This is a genomic window from Sorangium sp. So ce448, from assembly GCF_051520915.1.
GTDB lineage: Bacteria > Myxococcota_A > Polyangia > Polyangiales > Polyangiaceae > Sorangium > Sorangium cellulosum_B.
Genome location: NZ_CP150343.1, coordinates 2330576 through 2355428 on the forward strand (window position 1 = coordinate 2330576; position 24853 = coordinate 2355428).

Genomic DNA, 24853 nt, shown 5'->3' on the forward strand with positions numbered 1-24853 from the left:
ATCGTGCAGGGAGGCGCTCGCGCTGGTTTACTCCGGGAGGGAGACCGCCGTACATAGCCCCGCGCGCGTCGAAAACCGCGCGCGTCGCCCCCGGGCGCTCAGCGAGTTGGTCTCCCCGGGCCGATTTCCGTTACCCTGTCGCCGCATGGCACGCATCCTGATCGTCGAGGACTCGCCGGCAATGCGAGCGTACATCCGCTCGACGCTGGAGGACCGCGTGCTGGGGCTCGCGGGCGACGTCGACATCGTGGAGGCCGTGAACGGCTTCGACGCGCTCCGGCTCCTGCCGCGCGGCGCGTTCGACCTCGTGATCACCGACATCAACATGCCCGACATCAACGGGCTCGAGGTGATCCGCTTCGTCCGGCAGAGCGACCGCTACCGGCACGTCGCGATCCTCATCATCTCCACGCAGGCGACCGAGCGAGACATCCAGCGCGGGCTCCGCCTCGGCGCCGACCGCTTCCTCCCGAAGCCGTTCACGCCGGAGGCCCTGCGCGACGCGGTGGTCGCGAGCCTCGCGGCGCGGGCCGAGGCGCCGCAGGCCGGCGCCTCCCCGTCCGCCGACGGCGTCGACGATCGCGCCTCCGCTGCCTCCCCGCGCGCGGAGGAGCCCGCGGCCCGCACGAAGCATCCCGGCTCCGGCGAGGGAGGCGGCGGCTGATGGTCGACGGCGGCGATCGGGCGCGCGAAGAGTTCTTCTCGGAAGCGCAGGAGATCGTCGAGGGGCTCGGGCGCGACCTCCTCGCGCTCGACGAGGCGGTGCGGACCAACAAGGTCGACCCCGACGTCATCAACGACGTCTTCCGCGCCGTGCACACCCTGAAGGGGCTCGCCGGGCTCTTCGGCGCGACCCGGATGGCCACCCTCTCGCACGAGCTCGAGGAGCTGCTCGACAACCTCCGCCTCGGCCGCATCGAGATCAGCGCGTCGGTCCTCGACCTCCTGTTCCGCAGCGTCGAGCTCTACGGGCGCATCCTCCAGAACGAGAAGGACGGGCGCGAGGCGCCGATGCCCGAGGTCGACGACCTCCTGCGCCAGCTGCACCAGGACGCAGGCCCGAGCGCGGCCGGCCTCCCCGACGACAACTACGATCTCGATCCGGGGCTGCTCTCCGTGCTCACCGAGTACGAAGAGCACCGGCTGCGCACGAACATCGCGAGCGGGATGACCCTGTTCCGGCTCCGCGTGCAGTTCCACCTCGCCACGATCGATCAGGCCCTCGACGACCTGAAGATCACCGCGAAGCCGTACGGCGAGATCATCACCTACCTGCCGACCGGCGCGGGCGCGGATCAGGACTCGATCGAGCTCGACATCCTGATGGCCTCGCGCGCGCCGCTCGAGGAGCTCCAGCGCGCGCTGCACCAGGCCGGCGCCGCCGTCGAGGAGATCCCGCGGCGCAACAACAACGGCCACGGCCGGGTCGCCCCGCCGGGCATGCCGTCGATGTCCGCGGCGCTCCGGGGCGGCGCGCCGACCGGCGTGTCGCGGGCCGTCGACCTGACCGGCTCGATGTCGGCGGCGAGCCCGCCGTCGAGCGCGCGCGGCAACCGCAAGGGGGAGCTCAGCTCCATCCGCTCCGTCGCGCAGACGGTGCGGGTCGACATCCACAAGCTCGACCGGCTGATGAACATCGTCGGCGAGCTCGCCCTCGTCCGCTCCGCGCTCGGCCGCCTCGTCGAGCGGCTCCGCGCGGCGCCCACCGAGCGCGAGCTCTCGCTCGATCTCCACAGGCTCCAGCGCACGTTCGACCGGCACCTCGCCCAGATGCAGGCGGGCATCCTCGAGGTCCGGATGGTCCCGCTCGGGCAGGTCTTCGACAAGCTCGCGCGCGTCGTCCGCCAGATCAGCCGCGACGCCGACAAGCTCGTGAACCTCGTCATCACGGGCGCCGAGACCGAGGTCGACAAGCTCATCGTCGAGGAGCTGAGCGACCCGCTGATGCACATGATGCGCAACGCCATCGACCACGGCATCGAGTCGAAGAGCATGCGCGAGGCGGTGGGCAAGCCGGCGGTCGGCACGATCGCGCTGAACGCCTTCCAGAAGGGCAACCACGTCGTCATCGAGATCGAGGACGACGGCAAGGGCATCGACGTCGACAAGCTGCTCGACGCCGCCCTGCGCCGCGGCGTCATGACGCCGGAGGACGCGCGGACGACGAGCTACCGCGAGGTGCTGAACCTCATCTTCCAGCCGGGCATCTCGACCAAGACCGACGTCAGCGAGATCTCCGGGCGCGGCGTCGGGATGGACGTCGTGAAGACGAACATCAGCAAGCTCGGCGGCGTCATCGACGTGCACAGCGAGCCCGGCATCGGCACCAAGATGACGGTCACGCTGCCGATCACGCTCGCGATCATCAGCGCGCTCATCGTCCGGGTCGCCGACCGGCTGTTCGCGATCCCGCTGACCAACGTGCAGGAGGCGGTCGCGCTCGACGAGGCCACGGTGCGCCAGATCGACGGCCGCGAGATGATCACGCTGCGCAACAGCACGCTCCAGCTCTGCTACCTGGCGCGGCTCTTCGGCCTGAACGAGGAGGAGGAGCTCAGCGCGCGCATCGCCGGCCTGCTCGGCGGCGCGCGCGGCGGCTCGGCGGCGCGCGCCGCGGTGGGCGGCGGGCGCCGGGGCGACGGCGGCCGCTCGACGCTCGGGCTCCAGGGGGGGAGCAAGCGCAAGTACATCGTCGTCGCGTCGGTCGGCGCGCGCAGGCTGGGCCTCGTCGTGAGCACGCTCATCGGGCAGCAGGACGTCGTGATCAAGGCGCTCGGCCCGTCGCTCTCCTCGGTGCGCGGCTTCTCCGGCGCCACCGAGCTCGGCGACCAGCGCATCGCGCTCGTCCTCGACGCCCCCGCGCTCATCGAGGAGATCCTCCACGGCGGGGACCGGCAGCGCAACGATCCGCGGAGCACCCATGGCTAACCTCACCCGAAGGCCCGCCCGGATACCGGTCTCGAAGCGGAACTCGCGTGCGCAGGCGAGCGGCCCGCGGACCGAGTACCTCGCGTTCACGCTCGCGGGCGACACCTACGCCGCGCCCGTCTCGCTCGTGCGCGAGATCCTGAAGCCGCCCCCGCTCACCCCGGTGCCGCGGGCGCCGGACTCGACGATGGGCATCGTCAGCGTGCGCGGGCAGCTCGTCACCGTCATCGACCTGCGGCGGCGGATGCGGCTGCACGAGAGCGCGGCGCAGCGGCGGGCGCGCATCCTGCTCGTCGACGCGGCGAACGGCGAGACGCTCGGCCTCTTCGTCGACGAGGTCCAGCAGGTCTACCGGCTCGCCGACGCCGAGATCGAGCACGCCGCGACGGCGCTCGGGGGGGACGTGGCGGGTTACATCGCCGGCATCGCCCGGCCCATGCACGGGGCGAGCGCGTCGGATGGCACCCAGGGCGAGGCGCAGCCGCGCGTCATCATCCTGCTCGACCTGCAGGCCATACTCGCGTCCTAACGGACGATTCGTCCGCGCCCGGGCGGCTCGTAGAGCCCGGGCGCTCGGAGGCTCAGATGCCGTTGACTGGAGAGCGCAGCCGTCCCGACCCGCAGAAGAGCCTCGTCGGCTTTGTGGTCGGCGACGTCCACTACGCGATCGACATCACGCGGGTCCGTGAAATCGTGAATCCGCTCGAGGTGACCACGCTGCCGCACACGCCCCCCGAGGTCGCCGGCGTCGCGAACCACCGCGGCGAGGTGGTGCCGGTCATCGAGCTCCGCGTGCGCTTCGGGCTGCCCCCGGTCGATCCGACCCGCAGCACCAAGTGGATCCTTGTCGACGTGGGGACGCATACGGTGGGGCTCGTGGTCGACGCGGTGACGGAGGTCTTCGGGACGAGCGGCGATTACCGGCCGACGCCGCCGGTGGGCGGCAGCAGCGATCTGCGCGGCATCACGGGGGTGACGACCCACGACGAGCGGATGATCTTCGTGCTCGACGTCGGGCGCTTCATCGAGCTCGCCCTCGCGCTCGCCGCGTCGGGCGCCCTCCTGGAGGCCCCGTGAGCCGCGCGTTCGACGATCTGGGTCCGTTCGACAGCCCGCGCGCGGGCGACGCGGGCTCCTGGCCGGCCGAGCCGGAGTCCATCTCGCCCAGCGTGCGGAGCACGCCGATGCCGATCGCGGTCATCGCCGCGGCGCTCTCCGCGGACGACGCCGAGGAGCGCCGCCAGGCGGCCGCGCGGCTCGGCAGGGCCGACGTCGTCGAGGCGTTGCCGCTCCTGCTCCGCGCGCTCGGCGATCCCGACTGGCGCGTCCGCAAGGAGGCGACCTACGCCTGCCACCGGCTGATCCAGGCCGCGCCGGCCTCCGCGCCGGCGCAGGCCGCCGAGGGGGAGCGGCCGGCCTCACCCGGCGCCGGCGCGGAGGGCGAGCGGCCGTCCGCCCCGCAGCTCCTCGTCGCGGCGCTCCTCGACGCGCTTCAGAAGAGCGAGGACGTCGGCCTCAGGAACGCGGCCATCGAGGTGCTCGGCTACTGCGGCCGCGACGCCACGCCGGCGCTCGTCGACGCGCTCGGCGCGCTCGCGGGGGACGAGCGCAAGCTCGTCGTCGACGCGCTCGGCCGCACGCGCGACCCGGCGGCGCTCGACCCGCTCTACGCCGCGCTCGCCGAGCAGGACGACAACCTGCGGCAGAGCGCGATCGAGGCGATCGCCGGGATGGGGCTCATCGCGCGCGAGCGGGTGACGGACATCCTGTACGAGCGGCTCTCCGATCGGGATCGCTTCGTGCGGCTGACCTCGCTGAACGGGCTGAACGGGCTCGAGGCGCCGGTGCCGTGGCGGGTGCTCTCGTCGCTCATCGACGACCCGATCCTCCGGCCGGCGGCGCTGGTCGCCGCGGCGCTCGCGGAGAGCCCGGAGGCGCCGCGGGCGCTCTGCGCGGCGCTCGCGACGGCGCGGGGCGGCGCGTTCGCGCAGCTCGTCCGGGCGCTCGCGCGGCTCGCCGAGGGGCCGCTCGCGCCGCACGCGGTGGACGCGCTCCGGGCGGCGCCGCCCGAGGTGGGCGCCCGCCTCGTGCAGGCCGCCTCCGCCGCGCCGGGCTCGGGCGGCGCGGAGCCCCCGTCGTGGCGCGGCGGAGGCGCGGATCCGGTGAGCGGGCGCGCCCAGGCGCTCTTGCTCGCGGCGATGGCGCGCGCCCCGGGCGCGGCCGACGCCGCGGTGCAGGCCATGATCGAGCCCGCGCTCGTCGAGACGGCGCAGCGCGCGCTGGGGCTGCTCGGCGCGGAGGCGCTGCCCGCGGTGCTGTCCTACCTCGAGCGCCACATCGATCCCGACCCGGATCTCTGGGAGGGCGTCGACGACGCGACGGCCGCGCTCCTCGACGGCGCCGTGGCGATCGCGGAGCAGGGCGCGCTCTCGGGCGAGCGGGCCTCGATCGACGCGACGCTCGCCGAGCTGCTCGGCGCGGTGCGGCGGTCGGTCCGGAGCCCCTCGACGCTCGTGGCGACCAGCGCGCTCTACGGGCTCGCGAAGATCGGGGCCGCTGTCGACTTCCCGCTGATCGTGTCGCAGACGCGCGCGATCTCGCTGCCGGTGGCGCGCGCGGCGGAGAGCGCGCTCGCGGGGCTCACGGAGCGCTACCCCGGGACGGCGCGCGAGCTCGCGCGCGGGCTCGCGCTGACGGAGGAGACCCACCTCGCGGCGGCGATCGTGATCGAGGCGCTCGGCGACGCGGAGCCGGAGGAGATCGCGTTCCTCACGAGCGCCGCGTCGGCGGGGGACGTGCGCGCGCGCCGCGCGGCCGTGACCGCGATCGCGGCGGCGGCGGGCGTCTCCGCGCTCGACGTGCTGAGCCTCTCCCTGGCCGACGAGGAGCGCGAGGTCCGGCTCGCCGCGGCGCGCGCGCTCGGCCGCCTGTACGCGTCGCTCCCGGACCGCGCGAGCGACGAGCGGGCGCGCGCGCGCGAGCTGCTCGGGCTGGTGCGCGCGTCGGGGGAGCCCGATCTCATCGCGGCCGCGGCGCAGGGGGGCGCGCCGTTCCGCTCGGATCCTCCCTGGAGCGACGCCGCGGAGCGGCTGAGCGCGCCCGCGGCGATCGACGGCGGTGAGGCCCCGGCGTCCCCCTCGGGGACGACCGGCGGGCCGCCGTCGGGGAAGGTGCTGTGAACCGGCGGCGGGACGACGAGATCCGCCTCTTGCCTGACGAGTTCCAGAGGCTGCGTGACCTGTTCAACAAGCACTGCGGGCTCCAGTTCGGGCCCGAGGCGCGCACGTCGATGGAGCGCCGGCTGCGCGAGCGGGTGGTCGAGCTCGGGCTCTCGTCGTTCGCGCAGTATTACGAGTACCTGCGCTTCCACAGCCGCGGGCGCGCCGAGCTCGACGAGGCGCTCGAGCTCATCACGGTCAACGAGACGTATTTCTTCCGCGAGGACTACCAGCTGCGCGCGCTCATGACCGAGCTCGTGCCCATGATCGTCAAGGCGGGGGGCGCCAGGGGCCGGCTGTCCATCTGGAGCGCGGGCTGCTCGACGGGCGAGGAGGTCTACTCGATCGCGATCGCCGCGCGGGAGTCGGGCGCCGCGGAGCGCCGCGAGGTCCGCATCTTCGGCAGCGACATCTCCCGCCGCTGCGTGATCGCGGCGCGCAGGGGGGTGTACGGCGCCTCGTCGTTCCGCGTGACGCCGCCCGAGCTCAAGCGGCGCTACTTCGTGGAGCGCCCGGACGGGTTCCACGTGGCGGACGAGCTGCGGACGCTCTGCCAGTTCGGCCACCTGAACCTGCTCGACTCGTCGCGCGCGGCGGTGGTCGGGCGCGTGGACGTCATCTTTTGCCGCAACGTGCTCATCTACCTGGACGAGGAGTCACGGCGCCGCGTGATCGACATCTTCTACGAGCGCCTCTCGTCCGGCGGGTTCCTCCTGCTGGGCCACTCCGAGTCGCTCCTGAACGTCACGACCGCGTTCGAGCTCGTGCACCTTCGGGAGGATCTCGTGTACCGCAAGCCGGCGGCCACGCTGCGTCTGGGGATCCCGGAGATCTTGCCCGATCGGGGCGGCCCGGAGCGGGGCGGCGGGGAGGAGGGCGGATGAGGCGCCGACGAAGTCGAGGCTGCGCAGGCGACGGTTGGTCCCATGGCGCTCCGGGTGGGGTAGAATGAACCTCCGGCGGAAGGTTTTGCGCTCATGACATTCGCTCCCCTGCGCGTGCTCGTCGTCGACGACTCCGCGTACAACCGGCGCAACATCGCCGAGATCTTGAGCGGAAGCGACGAGATCGAGGTCGTGGGCAAGGCCGGTGACGGCGACGACGCGCTCCGTCAAGCCGCGCAGCTCCGGCCGGACGCGATCACGCTGGATCTCGAGATGCCGCGCATGGACGGCTTCACCTTCCTCCGCATCCTGATGGCGAGGCAGCCGACGCCCGTCATCATCGTCTCGAGCTACAGCCACAAGGAGAACGTCTTCAAGGCGCTCGAGCTGGGCGCCGTCGACTTCGTGGCGAAGCCGGACCGGCAGTTCACGGCGGACGCGCAGATCCGGCGGGAGATCATCCAGAAGGTCCTGCTGGTGCGCTACCTCCGCCCCCGGTCTCCGATGCCTGCCGCGCCGGCCCCGGCGCGGCCGGCGCAGCCTGCGTCGCCGCGCGCGGTGCAGGAGTCGTCGCGGCTCGGCGTCTCGCTGCGCCACCTCGTGGCGGTCGGCTCGTCGACGGGCGGGCCCACGGCGCTCCTCGAGATCTTCAACCGGATCCCGGATCGTTTCCCCGGCGCGATCTTCATCGCGCAGCACATGCCGGACAAGTTCACCCGCACGTTCGCGGAGCGGCTCGATCGGAAGGGCGGCCTCCGGGTGGTCGAGGCGCAGAACGGCGAGCAGGTGGTGGCCCGCAAGGCCTATGTGTGCCCGGGTAGGATGTGCATGGAGATCGCGGTGACGCCGGGCAGCGGGGTCGGGCTGAGCGGCGACATCCGGATCCGGGTGGGGGCGCCGGCGCCTGGGGATCGGTACGTTCCGAGCGCGGACCGGCTGTTCCGGAGCGTGGCGCAGGTGGGCGGCAGCCGCGCGGTGGGCATCATCCTGACGGGGATGGGCGACGACGGGGTGAACGGCGCGCGGGCGGTCCGTGCGGCCGGGGGCACGGTGGTGGCCGAGAGCGAGGACTCGGCGGTGGTCTACGGCATGCCCGGGGCTGCGGTGCGGGCCGGCGTCGTGAACGAGAGCCTGCCCTTCACGGCGATCGGCGACTTCATCGCCTTGCTCTCCTGAGGTGGGCTGGGTTTCAGCGGGCTGCCAAAGTTGACCCCTCGGGCGCATCGTGAGACAGGTCGGTCCCTGACATGCGGATCCGACGCGCCGCACGCAGGCTTGTATGTCTTGGCTGGTTGGCCGCCCTCTCGGGCGTCGCTTTCGACGGCCTTGCGGCGCCTCCTTCGGAGGTAGCGGCGCCCGCGGCCGACGCGAAGAAGGCGGAGCCGGCGAAGGCCGACGCGAAGAAGGCGGAGCCGGCGAAGGTCGACGCGGCGAAGGCGGAGCCCGTGAAGGCGGAGCCGGCGAAGGCGGAGCCCGCGAAGGCGGAGCCGGCGAAGGTCGACGCGGCGAAAGCTGAGCCCGCGAAGGCGGAGCCGGCGAAGGCCGACGCGAAGAAGGACGGGCCGGCCGAGGGCAAGGCGGAGAAGCCGGCGCCGGTCAGGGTGGCGGCCGTGTCGGGCGGGAAGGGCGGCGCGAAGAGCGCGGCCAAGGCGCCGGCGAAGGCCGCCGCGCGATCGAAGCCTTCGAAGAAGGGCGCGGCGAAGAACACGCGCAAGCCGGGGGAGCCGGGCGCGCCGGACGAGGCGGCGCGGCGGGTCATCGCCGGCACAGCGACGCCGGCGGGGGCGAGCACCGGCGAGTCGCCCGAGCTCCGCACGCTGCGCGCGATCGACCTGGCGCTGTTTCCCGGCGCGGGCCCGACCGCCGGGCCCGCGTGGCCGGTCGACGGCACGCTCCTGCTCGGCGCGGGCGAGCCGCGCCTCGAGGTCTCCGGCCTGCCGCCCGCGGGCCTGCCCGCCCCGCTCGCGCAAGCCGAGGAGACCCGCGACATCTCCTGGCTGCGTCAGCTCGAGCTGCCCGAGATCCCGGTCCGCTGGGACGGCCGGGTGGTGCGCTACCTCGAGTACTACAAGGACGACCCGCGCGGCCGCTCCGCCGTTGTCACGTGGATCAAGAAGAGCGGCCGCTACGGCGCCGCCATCCGCCGCGTCCTCCGCGAGCAGGGGCTGCCGGAGGATCTCCTCTGGCTCTCGCTCGTCGAGAGCGGCTTCGACCCGACCATCCAGTCCCCGGCCGGCGCGGCGGGCCTCTGGCAGTTCATGCCGGAGGGCGCGCGCATCTATGGCCTCACCGTCGACCGCTGGGTCGACGAGCGCATGGATCCAGAGCGATCCACCTTGGCGGCGGCGCGGTACCTCTCGGATCTGCGGCGGCGCTTCGGCGGCTGGGAGCTCGCGTTCGCGGCGTACAACATGGGGTACGGCGGGCTGCTCGCGTCGATCCGGAAGTACAACACGAACGACTTCTGGGAGCTGTCGCGGCTCGAGGCGGGGATGCCGCTCGAGACGGCGCTCTATGTGCCGAAGATCCTCGCGATCGCGATCGTGGCGCGGAACCCGGCGGTGTTCGGCTGCGACGACGTGGAGCTCGATCCGGCGGTGACGTTCGACAAGATCTCGCTGGGCTCCGGGGTGTCGCTGCAGGCGGTGGCGGCGGCCTCGGGCGCGGCGGCGCCGGAGATCGAGGCGCTCAACCCGCAGCTCGTGGCGAAGCGCACGCCGCCGTCGCCGGTGGACGCGAAGGAGCAGGCGCGCTGGGAGGTCCGGGTGCCAGCCGGTGCGGGGGCGCGCGCGGCGAAGTCGATGCCGAAGCTCCTGGAGCGCGAGCCGAAGCTCGAGCGCTACCTGGTCCGCTGGGGCGAGTCGCTCGACGACATCGCGACGTTCCGGGGGACGACGCGGTGGACGCTGCAGACGTTGAACGGCCTGCGGGCGGGCGAGCCGGTGCGTCCCGGGGCGCTGCTGTTCGTCCCGGCGGCGGAGGGCGTCGGGGCGGCGGCGGCCGAGCACCTGCTCGCGAGCGGCGCGCCGCTGTCGTCGGAGGGGAAGCCGGTCGTGGTGGTCCCGGCGCAGCGCTTCTCGTACGAGGGGCGCCGGCGGGTGTTCTATCGGGTGGTCGCGGGCGACGCGCTGCGGGATCTGGCGGCGGTGCTCTCGGTGACGCCCGACGAGATCTGCCGCTGGAACACGCTGGCGCCCGGGGCGTCGCTCCATGAGGGGATGACGCTCCAGCTGTTCGTCCCGAGGTCGCAGCGCCACGACGGCGTGTTCCTGCTCGACGAGGGCGGCGCGCGCGTCATCGAGGTCGGCTCGGAGGAGTTCTTCGCGCACTTCGAGGGGCTGAAGGGGCGGAAGCGCATCGAGATCGCGGTGCGCGAGGGGGATTCGTTCAGCAAGATCGCGAGCCGGTACGGCCTCAGCGTCGGCAGCCTGGAGCGGATCAACCAGCGCTCGCGGCGGAGCCCGCTGATGCCCGGGGACCGGCTGGTTGTGTACGTGCCGACCTCGCGACCGGACGACCCCGCGCCGGTCGAGCCGCGCGAGGACGAGGTCCGCGTGGCGTCGGCTCAGGCCGCGGGTGCTGTGGACGACGGCGACAAGGCGGCGGCCGAGCCGGTGAAGCCGGCGGTGCTGCTGACGCCCGTGGCGCCCGTCGAGGCGGGCGCGGCCGAAGGGAAGCCCGGCGGCGCGGGGGCGGCGGGCGCGGGCGATCTGGCCGGAGCGAGGCCGGAGGAGAAGAAGGCCGCCGAGGGCGAGAAGAAGCCGGCGGCGGGCGGAGGGGACGACAAGAAGCCGGCGGGGCGTGGCGCCGCCGAGCCGCAGCCGGCGGGGCGCGCCAAGGGGGCGCAGGACAAGGAGAAGCCCGCGTCTGGCGCTGGCACCGCGCTGTGAGATCCGGGTGAGCTCGGGCTTCCAGGCGGCGAGACCCCCGCGTCGTGGTCTCAGGTCTTGCCAGAGGGCGTTGCCCCGGTCTCGTCTCGCCCGTGGACGCCGGCGGGCGGGCTCGTCGCCTCCACGGCGGTGAACGGTTCGATGATCTTGTAGGCGTGCGACGCCCCCTTGGGGACCGTCCAGGAGTCGCCCGGCTCGAGGCGCACCATCTGCCCCTCGATGAGCAGCTCGGCCCGCCCAGCGATGACGAACCCCACGGTCTCGTAATCCCGTACGGTCGGCTGTTTGGCGTCGCCTGGCGGCTCGCGTTCCCAGAGCCGCATCGAGACCTGGATCCCGGAGGCCAGGTATTTTTGTCCCATCTGGCCTGTCGGAGAGCGGCCGGAGGAGACCTTCATGACGGTTGTGTCGCTCATGTGCGCCTCGCTTTCCCCCACGAATGATTTGCCGGGTCTGGCGACGAGCGTGGGTCCGGTCCTGGATGGATCGAATCGGGCTTCTCCCTCTTTCCTCGTCGGTTTTCTTCGTGCGTTCGTCCTTGCAGGGAACGTATCGCGCCAGGGAGATCTGCTGTAGGATGCCCGCACAGGAGGCTGTCCCGTGGACCTGGGGACCGGATGTCATGTCGCGCGGGCGCGGGTGGTTGACGGATCGCGCGGCGCGAGCGCTGGGCGGCGGGGGCGTCGCGGGTGCGCCGTGGCTCGCCTCGCTCTGCCGGTCGCGGCCGTCCGTGAGCGCTCCGTGACGGTGGGGCGCGCCGCGCTTCCGGAAAGCCGATGATGCCCTCGCAGAAGAGCTCGACGTTGCTCGCTTCCGGTGTGCTGATCGACAAGAAGTACCGGCTCCTGCGCCAGATCGGCGAGGGGGCGATGGGCGTTGTCTGGGCGGCGGTGAACGTGGCGACGGCCCGCGAGGTGGCGCTGAAGCTGATCCACCGGCCGGAGACCGAGTTCCGGCTGCGGCTGCAGCGCGAGGCGCGCAACTGCGGGGCGCTGCGCCACCGGAACGTCATCGACATCTACGACATGGGGGAGACCGAGGCCGGGGAGCCGTTCCTGGTGATGCAGCTGCTCACGGGGGAGACCGTGGGCGAGCTGCTCGCGCGGCGGCGCCGGCTCGACCCTCCCGTGGCGGCGTCGATCGGGCGAGACGTGGCGAGGGGGCTCGCGGCGGCGCACGCGATGCACATCATCCACCGCGATCTGAAGCCGGCGAACATCTTCCTGCACCGCGAGCCGGACATGGACGAGCCGGTGGTGAAGGTGCTCGATTTCGGGGTCGCCAAGAACCTCTCGGTCAACGACGGCCTGCACACGGTGCAGGGCGGCGCGGTCGGGTCGCCGCTGTACATGAGCCCGGAGCAGGTGAGGGCCGAGCCGAACGTCGATCACCGGGCCGACATCTGGGCGCTCGGCGTGGTGCTCTTCGAGATGCTGACGGGCATGCGCCCGTTCCAGGGGGACGCGCAGGCGGTGTTCATGGGGATCTTGACGGGCGAGATCCCCACCGTGTCCAGGTACCTGAGGCGGGTGGACCAGGGGCTCGTCGACCTGATCGCCCGCTGCATGCGCAGGGATCGCGCGGACCGGATCGGCTCTGCGGCGGAGGTCGCGGCGCTGCTCGATCGGTACGCGGAGCGCGGCGTGAGTCCGGGCAGGGACGCGGCGTTGCGGCAGTCGTCGCCGGAGGGGCGGGGGGCGCTCCCGGACGAGGACGTGGACGGCGGCTGGGAGGAGTCGCAAGGCGGCACGGTGGCGCTTGCGGCGCAACCCGGGTTGGCGCTCGCGGCGCCGCCTGCGTCGGTGGCGCAACCCGGGTCGGCGCTCGCGGCGCCGCCTGCGTCGGTGGCGCAACCCGCGTCGGTGGCGAACCGATCGGGGAGCGTCGAGGGGGGCGCGGGAGCGCTGCCGCTGGCGCTGCTCGGTGGGGGGCCGCGGGCCCCGGTCCCGGTGCAGGAGTCGCCAGAGGCGCACAGGTCGCCGTCGCTCGGGCCGGGGCAGGTGGCTGCGGGGCCAGCGTCGGGCGCCGGCCCTGCGGCGGGCGCGGTTCCTCGGCGTCCGGGCAGCTCGGGCCAGCACCTGGCCGCGGCGTCCGTGGTGCGCGCGTTGCGGGAAGAGGACGTGGCGACCTTGCCCCTCACGCGACGGAACGCGGATGCGGCCGGGGCCGCGGGGCCGCGCGCTGGGTCGGGGGCCTATCCGGCGGCGGGGCCTGCCGCCGCTGCGCCGCGGCCGCCGTCGGCGTCGGTGGCGGCGTTTGCAGCGCCGGAGCCGTCCCAGGCGAGCGCGGCGCCAGCCGCTCCGGTGCAGCCTGCGCCCGTGGCGGCGCCGCAGCAGGGCTCCTGGGCGATGACGGTGCGCATGAACGCGCCGCCGATGCCCGAGGCAGGGGCGGGGCCGGGTGGCCTCGGCCCTGCTGGCGCGCTGCCGCCGGGAGGCATCGCCGCGCAGCCGAGCTGGAGCGCGGCGCCGGCCGCGAGGCTCGGCCCGGAAGCGGGCGCGAGCGCCTCGGACTCCAGATCGGGAGCGACCACGGCAACGGGCGCGCCGCGCCAGGCCGGGAGCTCGTCGACGACCCCGCTCGTCTCGAATCATCCGTCGGTCCATCAGGTCGGGGCGCACCAGGCCCAGGACGCTCAGGAGCGGGCCCCGCAAGGCGGCGAACCGAGGCGCAAGCGTACGGCCGCGACGCTGGCGATCGTGGCTGCTGCGCTGTCGCTGATCGTCGTCGGGATGCTCATCTCGCTGAGGTCGCAGGAGACGTCGTCGGCCGCGCCGGAAGTGTCCGGGAGCGCGATGCCGTCGTTGGACCCCGCCGGAGGAGACACGGTCGCCGCGCCGGAGCGCGGGGGAGCGCCGCCGCGGACCGAGGAGCTCCCGGCGCAGGAACCCTCGGCGCCACCCGCGGAGGCGCTGCCGGGCTCCTCGGCGCTGGCGCCGCCGGGCTCCTCGGCGCTGGCGCCGCCGGGCTCCTCGGCGCTGGTGCCGCCCGTGCCCTCGGCGCCGAGCGCCCTTCCGACGAGCAGCGCGGCCGGCGCGCCGGCGCCAGGCGGCGGCGCGGGCACGGCGCCGGGTACGGCGAGCGGCGCGAAGCCGGGCAGCTCGACGCTCGGGGCGCCTCCCACGACATCGCAGCCCGCGACATCGCAGCCCGCGAAGGCTGCTCCTGCGCCATCCGCGGCGTCGTGCGCTCATCTCAGGTTCCTGGCGAAGAAGCAGTGCGAGGCGAAGCACAAGAAATAGACTCGGCCTCTCCGCGGCTCGGGCCGCCCCTCCCGAGATGACGCCACGGTAGCGCCGCGATTCCTGGGCAGCGACGACGTGGCGGCGATCACGTGCGCTGAGCGCGTGCCTACACAGGAAGCGCCGGAGCCGGCTTCGCGCTCTGCGAGCCTGGCCGGCAGCTTTTCTTGACGGTGCGCTGTCTCACCTGCGACACTTCTTCTCAAGCACCGTCGACCTGCTGCCACGTCCGTCCTTCAGCGAGACCACCCCATGCAGTCCCCTTCGGCTCCTGCCGCGCCGCCGCCAGGTGCGCTCATTTGCGGCAAATACCGCCTTCTTCGACGGATCGGCGAAGGGGCCATGGGCGTCGTCTGGGCAGCGCACAACGAGGCTACCTCTCGGGAGGTCGCGCTCAAGCTGCTGGTGCGGCCCGACCCGGAGCTCCGCGTCCGGCTGCTGCGGGAGGCGCGCGCTTGCGGCGCCGTGAGCCACCGGAACATCGTCGACATCTACGATGCTGCCGAGACGGAGAGCGGCGATCCGTTCCTCGTCATGCCGCTGCTCTCCGGCGAGACGCTCTCGTCCTTGCTCAAGCGCAAGCGCAAGCTGGAGATCCACGACGCCTCGCGCATCGCTCGGGACATCGCGCGCGGCCTCTCCGCCGCGCACGAGCGGGGCATCATCCACCGCGACCTGAAGCCGTCCAACATCTTTCTCCACACCGAGCCTGGCGAGGGTGATGCCATCGTCAAGATACTCGACTTCGGCGTGAGCAAGTTCCTCGCGGGTCCTCAACAGGTGAAGACCGCGACAGGCATCCTCATCGGCTCGCCGGCGTACATGAGCCCGGAGCAGGTGCGGGCGCAGAGCGATATCGATACTCGCGCGGACCTCTGGGCGCTCGGCGTGGTGATGTTCGAGATGCTCACGAGCAGGCGGCCGCTTCAGGGCAAGGCGCATGAGCTCCTGAGAAACGTGCTGCACGGCGACATCCCGGCGGTGTCCCAGTTCGTCTGGCAGATCGATCCCGGCCTCGACGCCCTCGTGACGCAGTGTCTCCAGCGCGATCGCGAGAAGCGACCGCGCTCGGCGGCCGACGTCGCGGCGGCGCTCGAGCCGTTCGTCACGCCGTCGGCGCCGCAGCGCGTGCCCTCGAGGCCGGGGTCGTCGCCGGAGCTGCGGCCCGAGATCCCGCAGCAGCTCGGGCGAGGGTCGTGGGGTGGGGCCGCTCCTGGGCGGTCGCCGACGCCGGCGACCGGGACGCCGCTCCCGGCGTCCATGGCGCACCTGCAGGCCCCGCAGGGACACGCTCCCGGGCGGTCGCCGACGCCTGCGACCGGGACGCCGCTCCCGGCGTCCATGGCGCATCTGCAGGCCCAGCAGGGACACGCTCCCGGGCGGTCGCCGACGCCGGCGACCGGGACGCCGCTCCCGGCGTCCATGGCGCATCTGCAGGCCCAGCAGGGACACCCGAACACGCCGGTGTCGGGGCCGCGCGGCGCGGTCGCGTCGCCGCAGCAGCCGGCGGCGGGCGCGTGGCCGGGGCAGCCGGCGGCGGGCGCGTGGCCGGAGCAGCCGGCGGCGGGCGCGTGGCCGGAGCAGCCGGCGGCGGGCGGGGCGGCGACACCGGGGCATCGGGAGCGGATGGCGAGCAATCATCTGCTGGGGGACCGCGGGACGATCAAGATGTCACCGGAGCAGGCGGCCGCCTATCGATCAGCGTCCAGCGGGTCCAGCCCGTCGCTGGCGCGTCCGGCCGCTCCCCTCGGAAAGGCGCTGTCGCTCGGCGGCACGGTGCCGCTCGATCCGCTCCCCGAGCCGAAGAGGTCGCCTCCTGTGCCCGCGCGCTCGCCTGTCGTGTGGATCGCGATGGCCGTGGTCGCGGCGGCGCTCCTGCTGGGGATCGGCATGGCCGCGGGGTATCTCTTGCGGCGCAGCGAGGTGGAGCGCCCGAGGGATCCCGGCGGAGAGCGTGCTACCTTCCGCGCCGCCCTCTCGTTTGCGATAGGTAAAGCGATCTCGTCCGCCGCGGCGACGCGCCTCGACCCACCCTGCTGAGCTCGATGTCCACCTCCTTCACGCAGATCGCTGCCGGCCTGGTGATCGCCGAGAAGTACAAGCTGGTGCGGCGGCTGGGAGAGGGGTCCATGGGCGTCGTGTGGGCGGCGCTCAACCTGTCCACGTCGCGCGAGGTGGCGTTGAAGCTGATTCACCGCCCGGATCCCGAGCTCCGGAGGCGGCTGCAGCGCGAAGGGCGCAACGGCGGGGCGCTGCGGCACCGCAACGTCATCGACATGTATGACATGGGGGAGACCGAGTTCGGCGAGCCCTTCCTGGTGATGCAGCTGCTCACCGGAGAGACGCTCGCGGACCTGCTCGTGCGCAGGCGGCGGCTCGACGCGGACGTGGCGGCGTCGATCGGGCGAGACGTGGCGAGGGGGCTCGCGGCGGTGCACGCGCTGCACATCGTCCACCGCGATCTGAAGCCGGCGAACATCTTCCTGCACCGCGAGCCGGACATGGACGAGCCGGTGGTGAAGGTGCTCGACTTCGGGGTGGCGAAGAACCTCTCCGTGAACGACGGCATCCGCACGGCGACGGGCGGCGCGGTGGGATCGCCGCTCTACATGAGCCCGGAGCAGGTGAGGGCCGAGCCGAACGTCGACCACCGGGCCGATATCTGGTCGCTCGGCGTGGTGCTGTTCGAGATGCTGACGGGCATGCGCCCGTTCCAGGGGGACGCGAGGGCGGTCTTCACCGGCATCCTGACGGGCGAGATACCGAAGATCTCCCGGTACGTGCGGCGGGTGGACCCGGGGCTCGTGGAGCTCGTGGCGCGGTGCATGGCGCGCCACCGGGACGAGCGGATCGGGTCGGCCGCGGAGATCGCGGACCTCCTCGATGGGTACACGGCGGCGGGGGCGAGGGCGAGGGCGGCCTTCGCCGTCGGGGGTGGGGGCGGCGGGCAGGTGGCGGCGATGGAGGCGCCGGCGTTTCCCGCCGCGGCGCCGGCAGGGGCGGCGGTGTCGCCGACGGGGAGCGGGGCGGCGGTGTCGCCGACGGCGAGCGGGGCGCCGGTGTCGCCGACGGGGAGCGGGGCGGCGGTGTCGCCGATGGCGAGCGGGGCGCCGGTGTTGCCGATGGCGAGCGGGGCGCCGGTGTCGCCGATGGCGAGCGGGGCGCCGGAGCAGGAGTGGAACGCCGAGCTGACCCAGAGGCTCGAGCCGGAGGCAATGGCGAGCGCCGAGGCGGCGCTGGGCGCGTCGCCCGCATGGGGCCACGGTGAGCCGGGGAAATCGACGACCGCGCCGCTCGTGCCCGGCCCGGAGGCTGGCCAAGGCGCGCAGCCGTCGCCCTGGGCAGCGCGCGCAACGCCGGTGCCTGTGCAGGCGCCGCGGACGCCGCCGCGGCGGCAGGCAGGCTGGAAGCGCCTTCCAGGTCCGGCTATCGCGGTGCTCGCTGCCGGCGCGGCTGGCCTGGTGGGCGCAGCGCTCTTCGTCGCGTTGCGCTCGCCAGCGCCCGCGGAGAGCGCGGCCGGGCTCGAGGCGCCGCCGGAGGCCGGGATCGAGAGCGCCGCAACGAGCGCGGCAAGGCCGCCGGACCCGCCGCCCCCGCCTGCGACCGCTGCGTCTCAGGCTTCGGTGGCGGCTGAGCCGCCCAGGGTGGATGAGCCGATGGATGCCGGCGGGGCGAACAGCGCGCCGGACGCGGGGCCGGCGGGCACGGAGCCAGCGTCGGCGGATCGGAGTCAGCCGGCGGTGGAGGCGCCGACTCCAGCGGCGGCGGTGTCGGCTGTCGCGGCGTCGCCTTCTGCTGCGGCGCCTGCGTCGGCGCGGGCGGTCGTCGCGGCGCAGCCCAGGAGTCAGCCTCCGGCGCAGCCCGCGGCCGCAGCGTCGCGTCCTGCACAGCCACCGGCGGTCCGGCGGCAACCCGTGGATCCGTGCGCGGGCAAGACAGGGTTCATGCGGACGAACTGCCTGCGGGACCAGGCGAAGAAGAAGGACCCCTACGCTCCCTGAGCGGTGTTGAGCGCGGGGGAGCCAGGCATCCGTCGTTCCGGCCGCGCGAGCGCAATGGTAAGCCTGCGCAGGTGGGGGAGCTACCTGGGGGCCTATGTCGGGGCTGATCGAGGCGTACAAGCTGCTTCCGGGCATGCTGCTCGCCAGCAAGTACCGCTTGCACCGCAAGATCGGGCAGGGGGCGATGGGGGTCGTCTGGGCCGCGACCAACGAGGCCACGGGGCGCGAGGTGGCGCTCAAGGTGATCGCCCGGCCGGATCCCTCGCTGCGGAAGCGGCTGCTGCGCGAGGCGCAGTCGTGCGGTGCGCTGCAGCACCCGAACATCGTCGACGTGATCGACGTGGCCCGCACCGAGAGCGGCGAGCCGTGCCTGATCATGGAGATGCTCGTCGGGGAGAGCGTGGCGGCGCTGCTCGAGGCGAGGCGGCGGCTGGACGCGCCGCTGGCGGCGCGGATCGCGCGCGACGTGGCGGGCGCGCTCGCCGCGGCCCACGCCGTGCAGATCGTGCACCGCGACCTCAAGCCGGCGAACCTCTTTCTGCACCGGCCGCCGGAGGCGAGCGACTTCGTGGTGAAGGTGCTCGACTTCGGCGTGGCGAAGAACCTGGCGATCGCGAGCGGCGCGACGTCGACGCTCGACGCGGCGGTGGGCACGCCGTTCTACATGAGCCCGGAGCAGGTCCGCGCCGACCGGGACATCGATCCGCGGGCGGATCTCTGGGCCCTCGGGGTGGTGCTGTTCGAGATGCTGACCGGCGTGCGGCCGTTCCAGGGCGACGGGACGCAGCTGATCTCGCAGATCCTGGAGGGGGAGATCCCGAAGGTGTCGCGCTACCTGCGGCGCGTGGACGAGCGGCTCGTGCGGATCGTCGATCGCTGCCTTCGCAGGGCGCGGGAGGAGCGGTTCGCGTCCGCGGAGGAGGTGGCGCGGGAGCTGGCGGTGTTCGTGCCACGGGGCGCGGGCATGGCAGGAGGCGCGGGCGTGGAGCGGGCCGCGGCGGCGGCGGAGCGCTGGGAAGTGCAAGGAGCGGCGGGAGAGGGCGCGGAGGCGCTGCCGGAGACGGTCGCGAGGCAGGACGGCGTGGAGACGGCGGTGGCCCCGACGTGGAGCCAGGGGGCGAGCGTGGATGAGCTCGCGACGACGGTGCCGGTGGCGCGGTCGGAGCGGGAGAGCGGCGGGGGGAAGACTGCGGCTGGGCAGGGCGGGCAAGCGGGGGTGGAGGCGGAGGCGACGAGGCAGGGGCTTCATGCAGCCAGCGCGGTGTCGGGCTGGGGTGGGAGGCCGGTCGGCGGGGAGGCGCGTTTCGGAGGGCCGGGCGCGGGGGAACAGGTCGGTGGGGCCTCGAGCGCCGGGATGCCGACCGGGGCGCCGGTCGCCGATCCCAGGCCGGTGGTGACGCATCGTGGAACCGTTGTGATGCGAGATCAGCTGGCCGTAGCGCAGCAGCGGGCGGTGGCTGCGATCATGGATGCGGCGAGAGAGCAGGCGAAGAGGGGCGGCGCGCCCGTCGCGAGCGCTCAACCCGCAGCCAAGGTGGCGAGTAACGGCGAGGCGAGGCGAGAGAGAGGAAAATCCAGGACCGTTGACGTGGTCGTGACGCTTGCGGTGGGCCTGATCGTGGGCGCGCTGGTCGCCGTGTGGATTGGCCGCCGGGAGCAGCTGCCGGCAGCACCTGTGGCAGTGGACGGCGGCGGCGCGCTGGCGACGGACGCGGCGGCAGCGTCCGCTCGGGGAGGGGAGCGGTCAACGGCGGCGGCGAAGCTCGGTGCGTCGTCTGCTCCGGAGCAGACGGCGACGGCGGTGGCAGGGGCTCCCGCCGAGGTTGGGGATACGGCGCACAAGGGCGTGGGGGTGGTTGGGGTCGGGGAGGGGGAGGGCAGGGATGCCAGGGCGGGTCAGGCGGTGCAGGTGCCGCAAGCCGCGCCGCAGGGGGGCGCGAAGCCGCCCGCCCCGGCAGCGACGACGGGCCAGGGGAGCGTGCCGTCGCGCGCGGCGGGGATGACGGCGGCGACGGGAGAACGGGCGCTGAAGTCCGGCGAGAGGGCGGGCCCGGCGAAGGCGCCACCGCGGGAGGACGAGGTGTATGGGGCGCCGGCTGCGCGATCCACCGCGCCCGCTGGACTTGGCGCACCGCCGGGCGAGGCGCCTGCGACAGAGAGGAAGAGCGCTGCGCCGCCTCGGCCTTTCTGAGGGACCATTACATCACGAAAGCCGGTGCCATCCGCGCGGTGCGGATCTCCGCGTGGGCGCGTGGCGGAGCGAGGGAGGAGACGCCGGCAGGACGTCATGGCGCCGGCCCTTGCTGAGGAGACGAGAAATTCAGCTGTATGGCGGGTTTACCCGCGTCGCCGTCGTGTGCGACGTCGCTGCCAGCGCCGCCGTCGCCGGGCAGGCCCAATCGGACTCTCACGTTCTCCAGGGACGGGGCGGTGTCCGGCGTGCCCAGAAAGGCGATGCCGAGGGAATGGCCGCCCTGACCGCCGCCGCCCCGGCCGCCGGAGCCTCCCTGGCCTCCCTGCCCGCCGTCGCAGCCGTTGGCCACGAACGCCATGGTCGAACCCATCCCGCCCGGCCCGCCATACGCGCCAGATCCGCCGTTCTGGCCGTAGGCACCGTTGCCTCCCCGGCCGCCATCACCGGCGATCAGCTGGACGACCTCACGGAACGTGAGCATTGCGTTGATGCTCACCAGGGCGATGCTCGACCCACCGGGAGAGCCGCCTTTGCCGCCTCGACCGCCGCAGCCGCCAGCGCCGCCGTTGCCTCCGCTGGCGCCGCCACGGCGGCCAACATCAGGGCACTCGGGGTTCCCGCGGGTGCCGCCGCCACCCCCGCCGCCCTGGGCCGTGGTTCCGTGTTGGCCATCGCTGCCGGACGACCCGGTGTAGCCAGCGCTGGAGAGCTGGCCGATGCCGTGTGCCCCTGCGCCTGGTGCGCCGTCGTCACCCGGTAGGCCGTCCTGGCCCCGGGTACACCCCCCGTTGCTGGCATTGTATGAGCCAGCGTTGGGATGGTCCTCCGCGCCGGGAGAACCGCTGGTGCCATCGGTTCCGCGCGTGTCGAGGCCATTCCCGCCCCGCCCCCCGATAGAGTCGTCGGAGGTATCCGCTGTGCCGCAGGTCTCGGGTTGGGGCGCAGCGGTCGACACAGTGCTCGCTGAGCATGCAGATGCTCCCCGGATGCCCTGGAAGGGGGGCGCGGGCAGTGGAGGAGGGGCGGCTCCCGGGGCGCCGGGCGCCGCATCGCCCGCCTCGAAGGTGCACCGGGCCAGGTCGATCGTGCAGCGCTCGGCGATCGCTGCGATGGCGGAGATACCCGCGGCGGCTGGATCGATCGACGGAGCGATGACATGAAGATCCTCCAGGCGCACCGTCTCGCCTTCGGCGCGCATGGCCAGGGGCACAACCCCGGGCGCCGCCGTGAGGATGGTTTTCTTCGCCTCCCGCCATTGCCAGTCTGCGTCGCAATCGAGGCCACCGTAGAGGGTGACCCCCGCCGTCACGGTGAGCGATTCCTCGAACGTCTGGGCGCACGCGTACACGCGCCGCGCCTCCTTGTCCTCGATCTGCGCGGCGAGCTCGATGGCCTTCGCGAGCGTCTTCACCGGCGCATCCGGGCTCCCGTCACCGCCGTCGCTCGCCGTGGCCGACACGAACACGCCGCAGCTCGCGTCCGCGGTCCAGCGCGCCACCTCGCTGGGCACGCACCCCACGGTCATCGGCCCTCCCCCGGCACTCCCGGTCCCAGCAGCGCCGCCAGTCCCTCCGACCCCCACGCCGCCCGCTCCTCCTGCCCCGGCCAGATTCGCTTCACAGCGTATGGCCTTGTGCTCGCAATCGTCTCGCGGCGGGAACGGGAAGCAGCCCGCCACAGCGAGGCTGGAGGCCATCGTGCCGAGGGCGAACAGCGCGGGGGTACGAGCAATCCGAGGCATCAGCCAACCTTCATCATCCGGAGGTCACCGTCGTCAGAAGGCTCCGCCCACCGAGAGCCCCACGTCGTTCATTCCCACCGCGGGCGTTACCTGAACGGGGGCTTCAGGGCGGTGAACGAGGGCATAGAGCAGCGTCCCGAGGCCGACCCCGGCCCCCGCGAAGCTCCAGAACGCCAAATTGCTGTACAGTTGGCTCTCGTTGACCGCCTGGCTTTGCGCTGTACACGCCGCTGGTGCGGGCCGGGTGGTGCACGGGTTCCGACCGCCGGCGAGCAGCGTCGTCTTCTGCGTCTCGGCGTCTCCGGCCCGGTTGTTCGCGAGCACCGTGAAGAGAACGCCCGTTGCTGCGCCGACGCCGGTCGCGACCCCGCCGCCGACGAGCACGGCCATGTTCACGTCGCTCCTGGCGGCATGGGTCACATTGCCCGAGGGGGGCGCCGATCGCGTCACCGGCGCGGGGGCGGGCGTCAGCACGAGGGCGACGCGCTCCTTCGCGCCCTCGCTCAGCCGGATCGTCCTCGTCACCGGAGCCTGCCCCGGCACGCTCGCGACGACCGTGTGCTCGCCGGGATCGCGTTCCAGCGGCCCGGTCTGAAAGACGGGCTCTCCGTCCAGCGTCAGCTCCACCGCGCTTGGCGCCACACCCGTGATCGCGATCTCCAGGGTCGGGATGCGGGCGGCGAGCGCGGCGAGCTCGACCCGGGCTTTCGCCTGGGCCTCATGGAACTCCGGCGGCGCTCTGGCATCGAGCGGCTCGTCCACGACACGCTGGAAGAGCGAGCGCGCCTCGATCAGGCGGCCGAGCCGCTCACAGGATCGCGCCGCGTAGCGCAGGATCGGAGGCGCGTGGACTTGGTCGTAAGCGTCGCGGAAGGCAGCGAGCGCCTCCTCGTAGCGGCCGGCCTGGAAGTGCTCCCAGCCCTTGTCGGCGAGAGCCAGGGCCGCGGCCTTGGCCGCTTGGGTCGGCTGGGCCGGCCGGGACATTGCGGTGGCCGGCACGGCCGGGAGCGCAAGCGCGAGCAGCAGAGCCAAGGGGAGCCGTCGGCGGGATCTCATGACGGACAGGTGCATGGGGGCGGCAGGTGGTGCAGCGGAGATCGAGCGGATGGCTCGCGATCCGACCTGGCGCTGGCGTGGTCGAGGGGCACTCCCTGACCACCGGGACCAGCGGTGCCGGGTGATCTTCTCGGAAGGCCGCCGGAGCGCCGCGCGGGCGTGGTGCGGAGCAGCGAGGAGGAGACGCCGGCGGATGTCATGGCGCCGGAGCACGCTGCGGAGGCGAGAAGTCCAGCAGGCCGCTGGCCTGCCCCGCGTCGCCGTTGTGCCCGGCGTCGCTACCCCTGCCGCCCTCGCCGCGCGCGCCCAGTTGGAGGGACATCACATCCTCGAGCGACGGCGCGGTGCCTGGCGTGCCCAGGAAGGCGATGCCGAGGGAATGGCCGCCCTGACCGCCGCCGCCCCGGCCGCCGTTGCCTCCCTCGCCTCCCCTCCCGCCGTCACAGGCATTACGCACGAAATTATTTTCGTCAAAAGTCCGGCCCGTTCCGCCGGGGCCGCCATACGCGCCAGGTCCGCCGTCCTGGCCGGCGGCACCGTCGCCGCCCCTGCCGCCCTGCCCGGCGATCAGGCGGAGCCCACGGAACGTGAGCGTTGCGTTGATGCTCACCAGGGCGATGCTCGACCCCCCGGGAGAGCCACCCTTGCCGCCAGCACCGCCGCAGCCGCCAGCGCCGCCATTGCCGCCGCTGGCGCCGCCATCGGTGCGACCAGGGCATTCGGTGGTTCCGCGGGTGCCGCCGCCACCCCCGCCACCCTGGGCGGTCTTCCCGCGTTCGCCATCGCTGCCGGACGACCCGATATAGCTATCGCTGGAGAGCTGGCCGATGCCACGTGCCCCTGCGCCTGGCGCGCCGGGGTCGCCATCGCTCCCCGGATCGCCGCTCGTACACGTCCCGCCCGTGGCAACGTAGGTGCCAGCGTTTACGTGACCTTCCGCGCCGGGAGAACCGCTGCCGCCATCGGACCCGCGGTCGACGAAGCCATTCCCTCCTCGCCCCCCGATCGAGTCGTCGGCGGTGTCCGCTGTGCCGCAGTCGTTGGGCAGCTGCGCAGCGGTAAATACGTCGTCCGCCGAGCATCCATTGTTTCCGCGGGTTCCGTTGGGGGGGCGCAGGGGCGCCAGAGGAGAGGCTGCTCCTGACGCACCGGGCGCCGCATTGCCCGCCTCGAAGGTGCACCGAACCAGGTCGATCGTGCAGCGCTCGGCAATCGCCGCAATAGCAGAGGTCCCCGCATCGTCCGGATTGATCGACGGAGCGATAACATGGAGATCCTCCAGGCGCACCGTCTCGCCTTCGGCGCGCATGGCCAGGGGCACAACCCCGGGCGCCGCCGTGAGGATGGTTTTCTTCGCCTCCCGCCATTGCCAGTCTGCGTCGCAATCGAGGCCACCGTAGAGGGTGACCCCCGCCGTCACGGTGAGCGATTCCTCGAACGTCTGGGCGCACGCGTACACGCGCCGCGCCTCCTTGTCCTCGATCTGCGCGGCGAGCTCGATGGCCTTCGCGAGCGTCTTCACCGGCGCATCCGGGCTCCCGTCACCGCCGTCGCTCGCCGTGGCCGACACGAACACGCCGCAGCTCGCGTCCGCGGTCCAGCGCGCCACCTCGCTGGGCACGCACCCCACGGTCATCGGCCCTCCCCCGGCACCCCCGGTCCCGCCGGCACCTCCGGTCCCGCCGGTACCCCCGGTCCC

Annotated in this window: 16 protein-coding genes; 12 read left to right on the plus strand and 4 right to left on the minus strand. The window is 73.4% G+C overall.

From position 1 onward, the window contains the following. The first annotated feature begins 145 nt into the window (after positions 1-145). From WMF45_RS08955 to WMF45_RS08990, 8 genes are all read left to right on the plus strand, one after another. Positions 146-664, plus strand: coding sequence for a response regulator (locus tag WMF45_RS08955; protein WP_437716520.1), 519 nt, complete (start codon positions 146-148; stop codon positions 662-664). Beyond that, complete coding sequence (locus WMF45_RS08960; RefSeq protein WP_437716521.1) at positions 664-2928, plus strand: chemotaxis protein CheA; 2265 nt, start codon at positions 664-666, stop codon at positions 2926-2928. The genes WMF45_RS08955 and WMF45_RS08960 overlap by 1 nt, the downstream gene beginning before the upstream one ends. Continuing rightward, positions 2921-3457, plus strand: a complete 537-nt coding sequence (locus WMF45_RS08965; RefSeq protein WP_012234230.1) for a chemotaxis protein CheW — start codon at positions 2921-2923, stop codon at positions 3455-3457. Before WMF45_RS08960 ends, WMF45_RS08965 begins: the two co-directional genes overlap by 8 nt. 56 nt (positions 3458-3513) lie before the next feature. After that, positions 3514-4005 (plus strand): chemotaxis protein CheW, encoded by a 492-nt coding sequence (locus WMF45_RS08970; protein WP_012234231.1) that lies wholly within the window; start codon positions 3514-3516, stop codon positions 4003-4005. Continuing rightward, on the plus strand, positions 4002-6107 hold the full coding sequence (locus WMF45_RS08975) for a HEAT repeat domain-containing protein (RefSeq protein WP_437716522.1): 2106 nt from the start codon (positions 4002-4004) through the stop codon (positions 6105-6107). The genes WMF45_RS08970 and WMF45_RS08975 overlap by 4 nt, the downstream gene beginning before the upstream one ends. Further along, positions 6104-7030, plus strand: a complete 927-nt coding sequence (locus WMF45_RS08980; RefSeq protein ID WP_437716523.1) for a CheR family methyltransferase — start codon at positions 6104-6106, stop codon at positions 7028-7030. The genes WMF45_RS08975 and WMF45_RS08980 overlap by 4 nt, the downstream gene beginning before the upstream one ends. Positions 7031-7123: 93 nt before the next feature. Then, positions 7124-8206: a chemotaxis-specific protein-glutamate methyltransferase CheB gene (gene cheB / locus WMF45_RS08985; protein ID WP_012234234.1), complete on the plus strand. Its 1083-nt coding sequence runs from the start codon at positions 7124-7126 to the stop codon at positions 8204-8206. 116 nt (positions 8207-8322) lie between these two features. After that, the gene (locus tag WMF45_RS08990; protein WP_437716524.1) at positions 8323-10920 is read left to right on the plus strand and encodes a transglycosylase SLT domain-containing protein; all 2598 of its coding nucleotides are present in this window, start codon (positions 8323-8325) and stop codon (positions 10918-10920) included. Between the two features lie 50 nt (positions 10921-10970). Here the strand turns inward: WMF45_RS08990 and WMF45_RS08995 are convergent, their stop codons facing one another. Continuing rightward, positions 10971-11336: a cupin domain-containing protein gene (locus WMF45_RS08995; protein WP_437716525.1), complete on the minus strand. Its 366-nt coding sequence runs from the start codon at positions 11334-11336 to the stop codon at positions 10971-10973. Between the two features lie 360 nt (positions 11337-11696). Here WMF45_RS08995 and WMF45_RS09000 point away from each other — a divergent pair, with 360 nt between their 5' ends. The 4 genes from WMF45_RS09000 to WMF45_RS09015 all read left to right on the plus strand — a co-directional run bounded on the left by WMF45_RS09000 (position 11697) and on the right by WMF45_RS09015 (position 20354). After that, a complete protein-coding gene (locus WMF45_RS09000) occupies positions 11697-14162 on the plus strand; it encodes a protein kinase domain-containing protein (RefSeq protein ID WP_437716526.1) in 2466 nt (821 codons plus the stop codon). A gap of 252 nt (positions 14163-14414) precedes the next feature. Continuing rightward, positions 14415-16202, plus strand: coding sequence for a protein kinase domain-containing protein (locus WMF45_RS09005; RefSeq protein ID WP_437716527.1), 1788 nt, complete (start codon positions 14415-14417; stop codon positions 16200-16202). 5 nt (positions 16203-16207) lie between these two features. Further along, on the plus strand, positions 16208-18163 hold the full coding sequence (locus WMF45_RS09010) for a protein kinase domain-containing protein (protein ID WP_437716528.1): 1956 nt from the start codon (positions 16208-16210) through the stop codon (positions 18161-18163). Between the two features lie 94 nt (positions 18164-18257). Continuing rightward, complete coding sequence (locus tag WMF45_RS09015; protein ID WP_437716529.1) at positions 18258-20354, plus strand: protein kinase domain-containing protein; 2097 nt, start codon at positions 18258-18260, stop codon at positions 20352-20354. 94 nt (positions 20355-20448) lie between these two features. Here WMF45_RS09015 and WMF45_RS09020 read toward each other — a convergent pair whose 3' ends face one another. The 3 genes from WMF45_RS09020 to WMF45_RS09030 form a co-directional block, all read right to left on the minus strand. Continuing rightward, a complete protein-coding gene (locus WMF45_RS09020) occupies positions 20449-21882 on the minus strand; it encodes a hypothetical protein (protein ID WP_437716530.1) in 1434 nt (477 codons plus the stop codon). 249 nt (positions 21883-22131) lie between these two features. Then, positions 22132-23154: a tetratricopeptide repeat protein gene (locus WMF45_RS09025; protein WP_437716531.1), complete on the minus strand. Its 1023-nt coding sequence runs from the start codon at positions 23152-23154 to the stop codon at positions 22132-22134. 196 nt (positions 23155-23350) lie between these two features. After that, positions 23351-24676: a hypothetical protein gene (locus WMF45_RS09030; protein ID WP_437716532.1), complete on the minus strand. Its 1326-nt coding sequence runs from the start codon at positions 24674-24676 to the stop codon at positions 23351-23353. Positions 24677-24853: the final 177 nt, after the last annotated feature.